The organism is Bradyrhizobium sp. I71 (genome assembly GCF_022354745.1).
In the GTDB taxonomy this organism is placed as follows: Bacteria; Pseudomonadota; Alphaproteobacteria; order Rhizobiales; family Xanthobacteraceae; genus Bradyrhizobium; species Bradyrhizobium liaoningense.
The window spans coordinates 7,214,328-7,227,711 of record NZ_CP059398.1; the positions used below are offsets into that span (position 1 = coordinate 7,214,328).

General features: G+C 65.6%; 19 protein-coding genes. 12 read left to right on the forward strand and 7 right to left on the reverse strand.

Annotation, left to right across the window (positions count from 1 at the left end):
- The first annotated feature begins 237 nt into the window (after positions 1-237).
- Positions 238-834: a L,D-transpeptidase gene (locus FJV43_RS34260; RefSeq protein ID WP_165935844.1), complete on the forward strand. Its 597-nt coding sequence runs from the start codon at positions 238-240 to the stop codon at positions 832-834.
- A 73-nt stretch (positions 835-907) separates the two neighbouring features.
- Here the strand turns inward: FJV43_RS34260 and FJV43_RS34265 are convergent, their stop codons facing one another.
- Positions 908-1,336: a hypothetical protein gene (locus tag FJV43_RS34265; protein WP_239623344.1), complete on the reverse strand. Its 429-nt coding sequence runs from the start codon at positions 1,334-1,336 to the stop codon at positions 908-910.
- 117 nt (positions 1,337-1,453) lie between these two features.
- Positions 1,454-1,918, reverse strand: a complete 465-nt coding sequence (locus FJV43_RS34270) for a MarR family transcriptional regulator (protein WP_061876627.1) — start codon at positions 1,916-1,918, stop codon at positions 1,454-1,456.
- Positions 1,919-2,023: 105 nt separating this feature from the next.
- Between FJV43_RS34270 and FJV43_RS34275 the strand changes: the two genes are divergently transcribed.
- The 4 genes from FJV43_RS34275 to FJV43_RS34295 all read left to right on the forward strand — a co-directional run bounded on the left by FJV43_RS34275 (position 2,024) and on the right by FJV43_RS34295 (position 5,225).
- Complete coding sequence (locus FJV43_RS34275; protein ID WP_239623345.1) at positions 2,024-3,946, forward strand: FAD-binding monooxygenase; 1,923 nt, start codon at positions 2,024-2,026, stop codon at positions 3,944-3,946.
- Positions 3,947-4,212: 266 nt separating this feature from the next.
- On the forward strand, positions 4,213-4,494 hold the full coding sequence (locus FJV43_RS34285; protein WP_131868396.1) for a hypothetical protein: 282 nt from the start codon (positions 4,213-4,215) through the stop codon (positions 4,492-4,494).
- 130 nt (positions 4,495-4,624) lie between these two features.
- Positions 4,625-4,831, forward strand: a complete 207-nt coding sequence (locus FJV43_RS34290; RefSeq protein WP_345946110.1) for a hypothetical protein — start codon at positions 4,625-4,627, stop codon at positions 4,829-4,831.
- Positions 4,832-4,904: 73 nt separating this feature from the next.
- Positions 4,905-5,225, forward strand: a complete 321-nt coding sequence (locus tag FJV43_RS34295; RefSeq protein WP_239623347.1) for a hypothetical protein — start codon at positions 4,905-4,907, stop codon at positions 5,223-5,225.
- Positions 5,226-5,247: 22 nt separating this feature from the next.
- Here FJV43_RS34295 and FJV43_RS34300 read toward each other — a convergent pair whose 3' ends face one another.
- Both FJV43_RS34300 and FJV43_RS34305 read right to left on the reverse strand, forming a co-directional pair.
- Positions 5,248-5,592: a multidrug efflux SMR transporter gene (locus FJV43_RS34300; RefSeq protein WP_028179789.1), complete on the reverse strand. Its 345-nt coding sequence runs from the start codon at positions 5,590-5,592 to the stop codon at positions 5,248-5,250.
- Between the two features lie 173 nt (positions 5,593-5,765).
- Positions 5,766-6,431, reverse strand: coding sequence for an O-methyltransferase (locus FJV43_RS34305; protein ID WP_239623348.1), 666 nt, complete (start codon positions 6,429-6,431; stop codon positions 5,766-5,768).
- A gap of 94 nt (positions 6,432-6,525) precedes the next feature.
- Here FJV43_RS34305 and FJV43_RS34310 point away from each other — a divergent pair, with 94 nt between their 5' ends.
- From FJV43_RS34310 to pdxY, 3 genes are all read left to right on the forward strand, one after another.
- Positions 6,526-7,158, forward strand: coding sequence for a TetR family transcriptional regulator (locus FJV43_RS34310; protein ID WP_239623349.1), 633 nt, complete (start codon positions 6,526-6,528; stop codon positions 7,156-7,158).
- A gap of 104 nt (positions 7,159-7,262) precedes the next feature.
- Complete coding sequence (locus tag FJV43_RS34315) at positions 7,263-7,904, forward strand: FMN-binding negative transcriptional regulator (protein ID WP_239623350.1); 642 nt, start codon at positions 7,263-7,265, stop codon at positions 7,902-7,904.
- A 40-nt stretch (positions 7,905-7,944) separates the two neighbouring features.
- Positions 7,945-8,763 (forward strand): pyridoxal kinase, encoded by an 819-nt coding sequence (gene pdxY, locus FJV43_RS34320; RefSeq protein WP_239623351.1) that lies wholly within the window; start codon positions 7,945-7,947, stop codon positions 8,761-8,763.
- Positions 8,764-8,771: 8 nt separating this feature from the next.
- Here pdxY and FJV43_RS34325 read toward each other — a convergent pair whose 3' ends face one another.
- Positions 8,772-10,073 (reverse strand): hypothetical protein, encoded by a 1,302-nt coding sequence (locus FJV43_RS34325; protein ID WP_239623352.1) that lies wholly within the window; start codon positions 10,071-10,073, stop codon positions 8,772-8,774.
- Positions 10,074-10,330: 257 nt separating this feature from the next.
- Here FJV43_RS34325 and FJV43_RS34330 point away from each other — a divergent pair, with 257 nt between their 5' ends.
- The 3 genes from FJV43_RS34330 (at position 10,331) to FJV43_RS34340 (ending at position 12,075) form a co-directional block, all read left to right on the forward strand.
- Entirely contained in the window at positions 10,331-10,534 is a 204-nt protein-coding gene (locus tag FJV43_RS34330) for a hypothetical protein (protein ID WP_061876629.1), read from the forward strand.
- 168 nt (positions 10,535-10,702) lie between these two features.
- A complete protein-coding gene (locus FJV43_RS34335; protein ID WP_239623353.1) occupies positions 10,703-10,957 on the forward strand; it encodes a hypothetical protein in 255 nt (84 codons plus the stop codon).
- A gap of 197 nt (positions 10,958-11,154) precedes the next feature.
- Complete coding sequence (locus FJV43_RS34340; RefSeq protein ID WP_239623354.1) at positions 11,155-12,075, forward strand: DMT family transporter; 921 nt, start codon at positions 11,155-11,157, stop codon at positions 12,073-12,075.
- Between the two features lie 6 nt (positions 12,076-12,081).
- Here the strand turns inward: FJV43_RS34340 and FJV43_RS34345 are convergent, their stop codons facing one another.
- Together FJV43_RS34345 and FJV43_RS34350 are read right to left on the reverse strand one after the other, a co-directional pair.
- Positions 12,082-12,432, reverse strand: coding sequence for a zinc ribbon domain-containing protein YjdM (locus FJV43_RS34345; protein ID WP_239623355.1), 351 nt, complete (start codon positions 12,430-12,432; stop codon positions 12,082-12,084).
- Positions 12,433-12,542: 110 nt separating this feature from the next.
- Complete coding sequence (locus FJV43_RS34350; RefSeq protein ID WP_018644642.1) at positions 12,543-12,716, reverse strand: hypothetical protein; 174 nt, start codon at positions 12,714-12,716, stop codon at positions 12,543-12,545.
- 170 nt (positions 12,717-12,886) lie between these two features.
- Here FJV43_RS34350 and FJV43_RS34355 point away from each other — a divergent pair, with 170 nt between their 5' ends.
- Complete coding sequence (locus tag FJV43_RS34355) at positions 12,887-13,339, forward strand: pyridoxamine 5'-phosphate oxidase family protein (protein WP_239623356.1); 453 nt, start codon at positions 12,887-12,889, stop codon at positions 13,337-13,339.
- Positions 13,340-13,384 lie beyond the last annotated feature (45 nt).

Here is a 13,384-nt window from a genome sequence, read left to right on the forward strand (position 1 = left end):
GGGTTTGACCAAAGCAAGGCGAGGGGATGGAGATGATGCGACGGTCTTCCGCCGTTTGTGGTGATGGAACCCGGTTGATCGAACACGCGCACGTGTTCCTCTCCCGCCTTGTTTTCAGCGCGATTTTGGCGATATGTGGCAGTGCTGGGGGTGCTGCTATCCGCTATCGGGGGGCCGGCGGTGCCAAGATCTCTACTCGTTTTGTTCGTCGCAGCCTTGTTGCCGCTGGGCGGCTGCATGCAGACGACACTCTCGCCATCGACGGACGCGAGCATGACGCCGCGCGACCGTCAGTTGCTCGCGCATACGCCTTACGCTCAGGCGAAGGTGCCCGAGCAATATCTCCGCCATATCGTGGACTACCACCGCAAGGAACAGCCGGGCACGATCCTGGTCGATACCGATGCGCGCTACCTCTATTACGTGCTCCCCGAGGGCAAGGCGATCCGTTACGGCGTTGCGGTCGGCGAGGAAGCCATGGCGTTCTCCGGCGTCGCGCGGGTCGGCCGCCTGGCGGAATGGCCGGACTGGGTTCCGACGGCGGACATCCAAGCGCGGCTCGGCCCGTATCCGGCGCGCGTTCCAGGCGGTCCCGCCAATCCGCTCGGCGCGCGGGGCATCTATCTGTATGTCGGCAACAAGGACACGCTCTACCGCATCCACGGCACCAACCAGCCCGAATATATCGGCCAGGCGATCTCGTCCGGCTGCATCCGGATGCGCAATGAGGACGTCATCGATCTCTACGACCGGGTGAAGCTCAATTCGACGGTCGTGGTGCTGCCGCCAGGGCAGAACGCGCAGGCCGAGACGGGCATGCGCTGGCGAAGCTGAGGGCCGTGCGATCGGCCGGCTCCGTCGCGCATGCTCGTCGGCCAGCCGGTAATGATGATGTGCGCGTTTTTTCCTACTCGGGCCGCGCGATCCGCCATTGCAGCGTCGTGGCATTGCCGTTGGCGTCGCCCGGCGCCTTGTCGGCGGGTGAAGTGTAGAGCGGACGATAGCGGTACGCCCACATCTTGCTGCCGTCGTCGCGGCTGATCACGGTGAAGTCGCCGACGGCCCTGGCGTCGGTCGTCGCGGCCAGCGGAACCCAGCTCTCGGTGCACTTACCGTTGCAATTCGAGGACTTTCCGGTGGTGTCGCGCTCGTAGGTATAAAGCGTCATGCCGTTGAGATCGACGAGCTTGGGGCCCTGCTTGGTCAGGATCACCTTCGCTGGAGCCGTCGGCGCCTCGACCTTCGGCGGAGGAGGGTCGCCGCCCCCATGGCCGCCCGCGACCGCATGACTGGTCGAGAGCGTCATGGCCGCCGCCATAACGAGGAACCTGAACATTCCGAACTCCGTCCCACAAAGTTAATCGCGCGTTAAGCGTCCAATGGGGCCGAGCTTAGCAGGCGAAGGTTAGTTCCTGGTTTCGTGCGCTGCGACAAATTCGGACGTGGTTTGGAGTTAGATTTGCGCATCGCGTTGCGGGGCGCGGCTGAGCTCGTTGCCGGCGGCGATGGCCTTGCGCAGCAGCCGCATCAGTTCCTCGCCCTCCTTCGCGCTGAGGCCGCCCAGCATGATGCGCTGCGCAGATTCGACGGCCGGCGTGATCTTGCGCAGCGTGCGCCGGCCTTCATCGGTGATTTGGAGCTCCCGCGCGCGGCGGTCGCGGCTGGAGGGGCGGCGCTCCGCGAGGCCTTTCTGGACGAGGCGATCGATCACGCCGGTGATGGTGGTGCGATCGTAGGCGATCAATCCGGCGAGCGTCACCTGGTCGAGTCCCGGATTGGCCTTGATGGTCGCGAGCGCGGCGTACTGCACCGGCGTGAGATCGAAGCCAGCATCTTCGACCTCGGCCAGGAACACCGCGACCGCGATCTGCTGGAAGCGGCGCGCCAGATGCCCGGGCATGTCGTTATTGTCTTTCACCGACGTCTCCGCGGAGGGCAGGGAGGTTTCGAGGTCGTTGACAAGTATACTGATCGTCAGCATACTGAGCAATATCCAAACAGAAATTTGACGGGAGAGGTGCTCATGCAATTCCATCTGAATGGATTTCAGCCGGGCGACCCCGAGATTGCCGATCCCGCCGAGCGCGTTCAGGCACCGGGCGCAACGGGCACCGTGCCTGACGAGGTCGATGTTCTCATCGTCGGCTGCGGGCCTGCCGGCCTGACGCTCGCCGCCCAGCTTGCGCAGTTTCCTGACATCAAGACCTGCATCGTCGAGCAGAAGCCGGGCCGGCTGCTGGTCGGCCAGGCCGACGGCATCGCCTGCCGCACCATGGAGATGTTCCACGCCTACGGCTTCAGCGAGCGGGTGCTGAAGGAGGCCTATTGGGTCAACGAGACGACGTTCTGGAAGCCGGATGAGCGGACGCCGGAGAAGATCGCCCGCAGCGGCCGGGTTCAGGACGTCGAGGACGGGCTGTCGGAATTCCCGCACGTCATCCTCAATCAGGCGCGCATCCATGACTGTTTCCTCGACGCCATGCGCAGATCGCCGGCGAAGCTCGAGCCGTATTACAGCCGACGCGTGCTTGATCTCCATGTCGATCCTGCCGCCGATGCCGCCGATCATGCCGTGAGCGTGCGCCTCGAACGCATCGATGCAGCGCACGAGGGCAAGGTCGAGACGATCAGGGCGCGGTGCGTCGTCGGCTGCGACGGCGCACGCAGCACGGTGCGCAAATCGATCGGGCGCGAGCTGCATGGCGATTCCGCCAACCACGCCTGGGGCGTGATGGACGTGCTGGCGGTGACGGATTTCCCGGACATCCGCTTCAAGTCGCTGATTCAGTCGGCCAGGGACGGCAGCCTGCTGATCATTCCGCGTGAAGGCGGCTACATGGTCCGCATCTATGTCGAGCTCGCGAAACTCGATGTCGGCGAGCGAGTTGCGAGCCGCAACATCACCGCCGACGACGTGATCGCCAAGGCGCAGCGGATTCTGAAGCCGCATACGCTCGAGGTGAAGGAGATCGCCTGGTGGTCGGTCTACGAGATCGGCCAGCGTCTCACCGACAAGTTCGACGACGTGCCGGATGCCGACACCGATACGCGCCTGCCGCGCATCTTCATCGCCGGCGATGCCTGCCATACGCACAGCCCGAAGGCGGGGCAGGGCATGAACGTCTCGATGCAGGATGCCTTCAATCTCGGCTGGAAGCTCGCCGGTGTCCTCCGGAGCCAGTGCGTCCCAAGCCTGCTGCATTCCTATTCGGCGGAGCGCCAGGCGGTCGCGAAAGAGCTGATCGATTTCGACCGCGAATGGGCGGGGATTCTCGCCTCGGCCGCCAAGGCCGGCGGCGCCGATGCTGCCAAAACGCAGGACTATTTCGTCAGGCACGGGCGCTATACCGCGGGCACGGCAACGCATTACAGGCCATCGGTGCTCACCGGCGCGGCTTCGCATCAGCACCTCGCGCAGGGCCTCGTCATCGGCAAGCGCTTCCATTCCGCGCCGGTGATCCGGCTGGCGGACGCCAAGCCGGTCCATCTCGGCCACGCCGCGCAGGCCGACGGCCGTTTCCGCATCTACGCATTTTCGCCTGCGGAAGATCCTGCGGCTGCCGCCTCGGCCATTCGCGCGCTGTGCGGCTTCCTCACCGAGGCCCGGGAATCACCATTGCGGCGATACACGCCTGCTGGCGCCGACATCGACAGCGTGATCGACCTGCGTGCCGTCTTCCAGCAGGATCATCGTCAGCTTGCCGTCGCGGCGATGCCGTCGCTGCTGCTCCCGCGCAAGGGCCGCTATGGTCTGATCGACTACGAAAAGATGTTCTGCCCGGACCTCAAGGGCGGCCACGACGTTTTCGCAATGCGAGGGATCGATCGAAAGAGCGGCTGCATGGTCGTGGTGCGGCCCGACCAGTATGTCGCGAACGTGCTGCCGCTCGACGACTATGCCGGGCTTGCATCGTACTTCGACCGCTTCATGCTGAAGGTGAGCTGACGCCCGGCCGCGCTGCGCCCGCGATGCCGCATTCCGGCGGCGGCGCGGCGCACCTCAATGCCGCGCCGCGTGGCGGTGGCGGTCACCAAGCACTGGCGCTCGCTGGAAAGCCCGGCCCTCGAGCCGGGCTTTCTGCTCGGGCGCGGCGTCGAGTTCCCTGCGCGTACAATTTAAGAAAGTTCTTCGCGGGCAGATTTCATCGATCGTAACATGTGTACCCAAAGATGCAGGCATCCACTCGGGGCAGCGGGGCACGGGAGGATGAAATGAGTCAGAGCCAGGCGGAGACGCGCCGTCAGCAGAATGTCGCTAAGCGGTCGATGACCAAGGAGGCCCAGCAGCTGGCCAGTTTGATTGCCGGACTGCGCAAGTCCCTCGAAGCGATCCACAAGGAACGGACGAGCACAAAGCTCAGCGGCGCCGAGATGGGTTTGCTCGACGAGCGCCGCAACAACCTGCTGCTCACCATTGCAGCCCTCGATGACCGCCTTTCGGCGGTGCAGGGCCTGATCAATCTCGGCCGACCCCATATTATCCGCGTGCATTAGCGCCGATCCGACGCGGCAGGATCGGCTCCGTCGCCGATGGCACGGAGCGGCCCTTACCGCCTGCGGATGGCATCAAATTGCCACGCTCCCGGCGAATTGCCGCCAAAGCCCGCTGTCACGAGAAGGGTGGGTGCAGGGCGACGCAAGGGGATGCGAATTGGCCTACAAAATGGTCGCAGAACGCGACAACGAGAAGTACAGCTTCGCCCGCGAGAGCCGGTTGCTCATCGTGGCGAAGGCAAAGGTGTGGGCGAGCGAGGGGTGGCGGGTCGTCATCACCGACCAGGACGGCAAGGCCTACGCGCCGCCCGAATTCGATCAGCAGTCGGCGGCGTGATCGCGAGACAGGGCGAGGGGACGACAGTTTGACGTCGTTGTTTCGACCTTGGCGCGGCCTGACTGTGCCCCTGATGACTGTCGCAGCCGCCACCGTGCTGACGGTGACGGATGCGGTCGCGCAAAATCTCGACGCCGGCAAATCGCCCGCGAAGCTCTTTGCTGACGGCTGCGCGACCTGCCATCGCAGTCCGCGCGGTCTCGCCAAGGGCCGCTTCACCCTGACGCTGTCCTGGTTCCTGAAGGACCACTACGCAACCAGCGTCGACTCGGCCAGGGCACTCGCCGCCTATCTCGTGTCGGTCGATGAATCGCCGCCCCGGGGTGCGGCCAAGCCTGGCGCAAAGCCGCCTCGATCCGCGCCGCGTCAGCCCAAGCCGGTGCAGAGCCAGTAGGCGCGCCGGCATCGGACCGGCATCAACGCACGGTGGTCTCCGAGAACAGGTTGATGACCACGACCCCGGACACGATCAGCGCGATGCCGACGAAGGCTGCGGCGTCCAGGATCTGGCGGAACAGCACGAAGGAGACGGTGGCGGTCAGGATGATGCCGACTCCGCCCCAGATCGCATAGGCGATGCTCAACGGGATGACCCGGATCGCCACCGACAGCGCGTAGAACGAGGCGACGTAGAACAGCACCATCGCCAGCGTCGGCCAGGGACGGGTGAACTGCGCGGACTGCTGCAGGAACGCCGACGCGGTGACCTCGAACACGATGGCGAGGGCAAGAGCCGTATAGGCGTTGAAGACGGAGCTCATGCGGAGACCAGGCCGACGATGGCTGACATATGACGGCGCATACCATGCGGGGGTGACGAGCCTGCGACAGCTTGGAGCGCGGCGCTAGGGCTCCGCGGTCGGCCCGGACGACCAAGCCGCAGCGCGATGAATCGCGTAGCGGCTCCGTGATACAGCGACGGTCGAGCGTGGCTTCAATCGATCCGCACCGAAAGCTCGACGTCCTCGGCGAAGGCCGTGGACATATAGCCGCTTCCGGGCTTGCGCATGCGGGAGAGATAGTCTGGGCTGTCGTCGGCGTTGTCGGCGACGATGATCGCGCCCGGCTTGAGACGGTCTTCGAGCAGATCGAGGATATCCGGGTAGAGCGCCTTGGCACCGTCGAGCAGCACGAGATCGATCGTTTCGGGCAGATCGGACTTCAGCGTCGTCAACGCATCGCCTTCGCGAATGTCGACGAGATCGATCACGCCGCCGGCCGAAAGGTTGTCCCGGGCCCGCGCCGCCTTGGACGGCTCGAACTCGCAGGTGATCAGGCGGCCGCCGCCATTGTCGCGCAGAGCTGCGGCCAGGTGCAGGGTCGAGATGCCGAACGAGGTGCCGAACTCGACGATCGCCTTCGCGCGAGAGCTGCGCGCCAGCATATAAAGCAGGCTGCCGGTCTCGCGTGAGACCGCGAGCGGAGCGTCCTTCAGGCGTCCATAGAGGTCGCGGTAGGCGGTCTTGCTCCGCATCATCCGCGCGCGGTCGGCGTCGGACAGATCGGAGACGGCGGCCAGCGTTGCGACGCTTGCGGCTTCGGCCTCGTAGAACAGTCGATCCAGCAGCGGCGCAAGCGATGTGATGGTTGGGGTGGTCATCGGTGTCTCCAGAGTTCGGGGGAGCGCATGCTTGCGCGAAGATCGAAATACGACTAATTCGTCGCATTTCCTATTCGCATAGCTCGCAGGCGCCATGTCCAATCGTCGAAGCCTTTCAGTTTCCTCACGAAAACAGCCGCAACAGGCCCGCTCCACGGAGCTGGTGGCGGCCATTCTGGATGCCGCTGTTCAGGTTCTGGCGAAGGAGGGAGCGCAGCGCTTCACGACGGCGCGGGTGGCAGAGCGGGCCGGCGTGAGCGTCGGATCGGTCTATCAATATTTTCCGAACAAGGCGGCGATCCTGTTCCGTCTCCAGAGCGATGAGTGGCGGCGCACCAGCGGGCTGCTCGCAGGTATCCTCGCTGACCGGGCGAGGCCGCCGCGGGCGCGGCTGCGCACGCTGGTTCACGCCTTCATCCGCTCCGAGTGCGAGGAAGCTGTCATCCGAATCGCGCTCAATGATGCCGCGCCGCTTTATCGCGATGCGCCCGAGGCGCGGGACGCACGGGCGGCCGGCGAGGGCATCGTCGCCGCCTTCATGCGCGAGGCGCTGCCCAAGGCCTCGGATGCGACGCGCACCCTCGCCGGCGAACTGATCACTAGGACGCTGAGCGAAGTCGGCAAGAGTTTTTCGGAACAGATGCGGGGTGAGGCGGAGATCGCAGCCTATGCCGACGCCATGGCCGACATGTTCTGCGCCTATCTTGCGAGGTTGTCGCGGCGCTGAGGGATTGCTGGCAGCAGCGTTCGAAGGTTGATTGTTCTTCGGATTTCGGGGGATTATGGGTTAGCCTCGCCGCGTTCGTCATCCATTCATCGAGTACCCGCGCCATGCACGTTCTCCGCGCCCAGTTCCGCATCGAGACGCAGCGTGCGCTGGAATTTGCCGCATCTCGCGGCTTCGGCGTGATCGTGGCGGCGGACGAGCGCGGGCCGCGGGCCTCGCACGTGCCATTCGTGCTGACCGAGCGCTGCGGGCACACCGTCGTGCAGATTCACTTCACCGCCAAAAATCCGCTTGTGGCGCTGGCCGATGGCACCAGACGATTTCTGCTGATCGTTACGGGCGACGATGCCTATGTCTCCAACGACTGGTATGCCTCGCGCGACAACGTCTCGACCTGGCTTTACGAAGCGGTGCACCTGTCGGGCGTGGCCCATCTGCGCGGGCTCGACGAGAACCGCGGACACGGCGATGCGCTGCTCGCAGTCTCCGAGGCGCGCTTACCGAAAGAACCCTGGGACCTCGCGCAGATGGAGCCGGGCAAGCGCGAGAGCATGCTGGCTGCGATCCGCGTCGTCGATCTCGTGGTGGATGAGGTCGAAGGGCAGGCCAAGCTCAACCAGCACAAGAGCGATGCTGACCATGTCGCGGTCGCCGATCGACTGGCGCGGTCGGAGGAGTCGGGTCACCGGCGACTGGCGCGCAAGATGCAGGCGCTGCGGCAGGGGCTTGGATACGAGATGCCGTAACGCTTGCCCCGCGCAACGTTTGACCTTACGGACCTTCCTCATGCTCGTCATCTCGATTCAGAGTCAGGTGGTCCACGGCCATGTCGGCAACAGCGCGGCTGCCTATGCCATGCAGGCGGAGGGCGTGAACGTTGCGGCGGTGCCGACGACGCTGCTCTCCAACCATCCGCGCTATCCGAGCCTGCGCGGGCGGGTGCTGGAGAGCGAGCTCGTCGCCGATCTCCTGAAGGGTGTCGAGGAGCGCGGCCTGGTCGAAGAGGCTGCGGTGCTGGTCACCGGCTATTTGGGCTCGCCGGGCAATGCTGCCGTGATCGCCGATTTCGTCGAGCGGGCGCTCACGCGGAATGCGAAGCTCGTCTATCTCTGCGATCCCGTGATCGGCGATGACGGCCGCGTCTATGTCGCGGACGGCATTTTGGATGTGGTCCGGCACCGGCTGTTGCCGGTGGCGAACCTCACGACGCCGAATCAATTCGAGCTCGAGCTGCTCTCCGGTCTCACCATTGCCGATGCCCAGGACCTCAGCGCGGCCTGCGCCGCGCTGGCAGGGGTGGGCCGCATCGACGTGGTCGCCACCGGCTGCACGCTCGCTGACACGGCAGCGGGGCAGGTGGAGACGATCCTGTGCGCCGACGGGCGATTGTCGCGCTTTGCGACGCCGCGCTTGCCGATCCGGCCCTACGGCACCGGCGACCTCCTCACCGGACTGATCGCGGCGCATCTGGCCAAGGGCGAAGCGATCGAGTCGGCAGTACGGCTTGCGGTCGACACGATCTTCGCGGTGCTGGTGCGCACGCAGGACTCCGGCTCCGCCGAGATGCGGCTCGTGCCGTTGCCGACGCGCGGGCCCGACGCCTGATTGACGGTTCAGGTCGCCGGCTTGATGGCCGATTGCGCCGACTTCTGCTGCTTGGCCGGGCTCTTCTGCTCGCGTGCGGCGTGCGCCTTGGGCGGCTTGGCGCTGGCGGCAGCCCGCGTCTTCTTCGGCTTGACGTTCGCGGCTTCCTTGCTGTCGGTCGCAACGCCGCGGCGTGAGATGTATTCCTTCCCGTCGATCGGGCCGACATGCGGCGGATCGCGGCCGAGATAGGGGCGGCCGATGCCGAACGCCTTGCCGTTGGCGTCGACCCACTTCCACAGGATCTCGGTCGAGACCCAGCGCTGCGCGCGGTTGTTGCCCTGGGTGCTGACGATGTCGGCCGCCATGCCGTGGCCATAACCGCCGCGCGTGCTGCCCCCATGATAGGAGCGGTCGGAGGCGGCCTTGAGACCGCTCGCGATCGACTGGCGATAGTCGTCGCGGAATGCGCTGGTGATGCCCGGCGACAGGCCGGCGGCTTCGGCCGCCAGCAGCGTGCGGAACAGCTTCTTCTTGAAACTCTTGTCCATGCCGCCGATGACGTAGTCCATCATCGACATGCCGGCGCGCTCGGCCGCCTTCGGATCCTTCCAGCCGAAGTCCTGATCGACCAGCTTCGTGAAGCTACGCATCACCGTGACCGTCTTGCCCTTGCGCTTGACGGTGACGGCGCGCCGCTCCTGAACCTTGATCGAGTCCTCCTTGGCGGTGCGCTGATAGAGCGCCCAGAGGTAGCGGTCGATGCAGGCCTCGATGACGAAGCATTCGTCGAGCACGGCGACGGTGTCGGCCGGCGGAGATGGCTTGGCCGCAGGCGTGGCGGGGCCGCTTGCGATCGCCGCAGGTGACAGTGCGTCCGTCGTGACGATCTCGGTGGGATCGGCGGAGGCGAGCTTGACGGGCTCTGGCGCGGGAGCATCCTCGCTGACGATGGCTTCCGGTTCAGGCGCAATCTGCGGTGCGGGCGCCGCCTCCGTCGGCAGGATCAGCGCCGGGTCGGCCGAAGCGAGCTTGACGGCTGAGGCATGCTCCTCCGGCGTGTCCTGCGACGTCGCCATCGGGGCAGGCGCCGCAGCGACGGCGGCGGCGATGTCGGCGGTCAAGGTGATGCCGTCCTCGATCGTTGCAGCGCGCGGCACGTCGGCGAGCTCGAGGCGACTGACATCCTTGACGCGCGAGACGGCAGCCACATTGGCGCCGCTGTTCTCGATGAGGGCAGGCGCATAGGCGGAGAGAGACAACACCAGCCAGCCGGCGAGAACGGCCGAGGGACACGATACCGCCACCAGAAGAGACCGCCGATCGTTCATGATCCCTGCCTCCAAACGGTTCTGTCCGAACCATCTTGTCCGAACAGTCATGATGCAAACAGTTGGACGAAACAGTCTTGCACGGAAAGGCACGCAGCTTGTCGATTGTTCGGGGGATGGTGTGGCGGCGCAATGGCGCAATCGGCGGATGCGGCCTTTTCGCGGCGGGTGTTGCCGAGCTGCAACGCAGGGTTCCACGCGGTGCTTTGCCCGAGGCCGTGCCGCAACTTTACGGATGCTGCTGCGTTGGAGGCGCCATGACGCATCCCACTCTTCGTCCCATGGACGCCTTCGATCCCACCGAGCCCGCCATCCTGCACGATCGTCTTTCGGACACGATCATCACCTGGACCGCCGATCAGGCCGATGACTACCGCCGTGCCAGCAGGCCCGCTGGGGATGGAACCGTAGCCTGGAAGACCTACCTCTTCGATGGCTGGGGCAACGTGCTGGGTGGTTGAGTACCGCCCACGGAAACGCATGTCGCGGCCAGCGTGATTCGCCCAAGGGCCTGTACGCATTAGGCATATCGCCATGCAACGCGCGCGCTGTTGCGATGCAACAAAGCATGTCGCAATGCAGCAAAACGCGCCTAAATAGGCTCCGACCTTCACCCTCGGAGCATCACCATGAACAAGAAGACTTTGTCGATCGCCGCCGTCATCCTGACGATCGTGGGCGGCACCGCCGCCGTCGCCGCCGAGCTGCCGACCTATGAGGCCAACGGCTTGCCGGTTTCTCCGCTGCAGGTGCGCGTGCTCGGGGCTGCGCATGTCGAGCAGCAGGTTGCCGCGCCCGCCACGGTCGCTTCGGTCCACCAGGCGAAGGTGCTCAGCCCCCGCAAGGTGACGACCGCGGACGTCACCACGGGCGCGGCCCGCTGAGACTGAGGTCGCCTGAGGCAGATGGGGCTTCGCGCTGAGCGAGATTTCACCGCCTCGGCGCCATTGACACCACGACGCCGCATGCGCATTGCGCGTGCGGCAATCACGATCCTGCGCGGCATCGTCGCGATGCCTGCGTGCCAGCCCTGCAACCGCGTGGGTTGAGCGGTTCAGCGTGCCGACATATCGCTTGATGCATGGATCAGCGGGCGAGCGGCGCTGACGCTCTCACTCAGAAGAACGATGCAGCGCCGGCATTGCTCGGCGTGGCCTGCGGCCTTGCCGCGGCGCTGTTCTGGGCGCTCGGCTTTGCCGCCACGCGGCACGGCCTCAAGGTCGGCTTCACGCCGGTCGATCTCCTCGTGCATCGCTATGTCTGGTCGGGCATCGTGTTCCTGCCGCTGGTCGCGCGTGCGGGCATCTCCGATCTCTGCGGCATCGGCTGGAGCAGGGGCCTCGTGCTGATGGTGCTCGGCGGCCCCGTGATGTCGCTGATCTCCTACACCGGCTTCCTGTTCGTGCCGCTCGGCCACGGCAGCGTGATCCAGCCCTCTTGCGCGACGCTGGGCGGCCTGCTGCTCGCGGCGGTCGTGCTGAAGGAACGGATCTCCGCCTCGCGGCTTGCCGGCGCGATCGTCATCGTCGGCGGCCTCGGCGTGATCGGCGCGGAATCGATCGGCCATATCGGGACCGACGGCGTCCAGGGCGATCTGATCTTCGTGCTCACCGGGTTCATGTTCGCCGGCTTCGGTGCTGCTCTGCGCCGCTGGCGCGTCTCGGCCGTGTCGGCTGCGCTGGTGATCAACGTGCTATCGCTGCTGCTGTTACCGGTCTACATCGCAACCGTCGGCCTTGCCCATATTGCGGCGATCGGCGTGACCGAGAACGCCATCCAGGCGCTGGCGCAGGGCGTGCTCGCCGGCCCCGCTGCGCTCTATCTCTACGCCGTCTCGGTCCAGCGCCTCGGCGTTGCCCGCGCCGCGGTGTTTCCGGCCTGCGTGCCGGCGCTGACGCTGCTCACCGGCTGGCTGCTGCTGGGCGAGCCGCCGACGATGTTGCAGACGGCAGGGCTCGTCACGGTGCTGTGCGGGTTCTATCTGGCCCAGCGGCAAAGCTAGCGGATCTCAAGCCTTCCGCACGAACTCCGATTTCAGATTCATCGCGCCGATGCCGTCGATCTTGCAGGCGATGTTGTGGCCGTCGCTGGCGTCCTGCAGGCGGATGTTGCGCACCTTGGTGCCGCCTTTGACGACCGAGGACGAGCCCTTGATCTTGAGATCCTTGATCACGATGACGCTGTCGCCGTCGGCGAGCACGTTGCCGTTGGCGTCGCGCACGCCGGCATCCTGCGCCGTGTCCGCGGCCGCTTCCGCCGTGCCGCTCCATTCATGGCCGCATTCCGGGCAGACCCAGAGATCGCGGTCCTGATAGGCGTGCTCGGAGTTGCAGGCCGGGCATTTCATCGTGTCGGTCATGTCTGTCTCGTCTCAACGGTTCGTTCGCGGCGCGACCGTAGAGGCGGGAACCGGGAAAGCAAGGAAAAGCTGCAAGCCGCGCGGGCAGGGCCTCGACTGCCGGTGCGATGTCACCGAAACAGCGCGACGAAGATCACGTAGAGCCAGCCCAGGATGCCGTGGATGATCGCCCACAGGATCGAATGGTTGTTGGTGTAGGAGATCGCGATGGCGAGCGCCGAGCCGAATCCCACGCCATATTTCGCGCCCTCGACGCGGACGCCGTAATAGCGATTGCCGTTCATGGTGATGCCTCCTGAATCGTCGGATGAGCGCCGAGCCTATGCGGTCGCCGTGATCCTGGCGAGCGGCATGATCAATGAACCAACGTCGCCCGCGCGGGGTTGAGCTGCGTCAACGGCATTGCGCGTGAGGGTCGTATCCTCCTTGGCGAAATGACCACCGGAGGCGAGCGATGGACGACACTCTCAGAGCAAAAATCCAGGCCTTGCTGGATCAGCACCGCACGATGCGGATCGCAACCGTTCGTCCGGACGGCTGGCCGCAGGTGACGACCGTCGGCTACGCCAACGTAGGCTTCACCATCTACTTCCTCTGCGGCATCGACAGCCAGAAGGCGCAGAACCTGTCCCGGGACGACCGCGTCTCGCTGACGATCGACGACGACCCGGCGGAAGTGATGGAGATCACCGGCCTGTCCATGGCGGCGCGGGCCGTGGCCGTGACCGATCCGGCCGAAGCCGAGAAGGCGATCGCGCTGCTGATGGCGCGCTATCCCGAGCAGAAGGCCTCCGGCCTCACCGTGCCGAAGCCTTCCGAGGTGCGGCTGATCCGCCTCACACCGACGGTGATCTCGCTGCTCGATTACTCCAAGGGCTTCGGTCACACCGATCTCGTGACGTGCTGATGATGCGCGCGGTGGTCTGCGAAGACGAGGGCAATCATCCGCGCC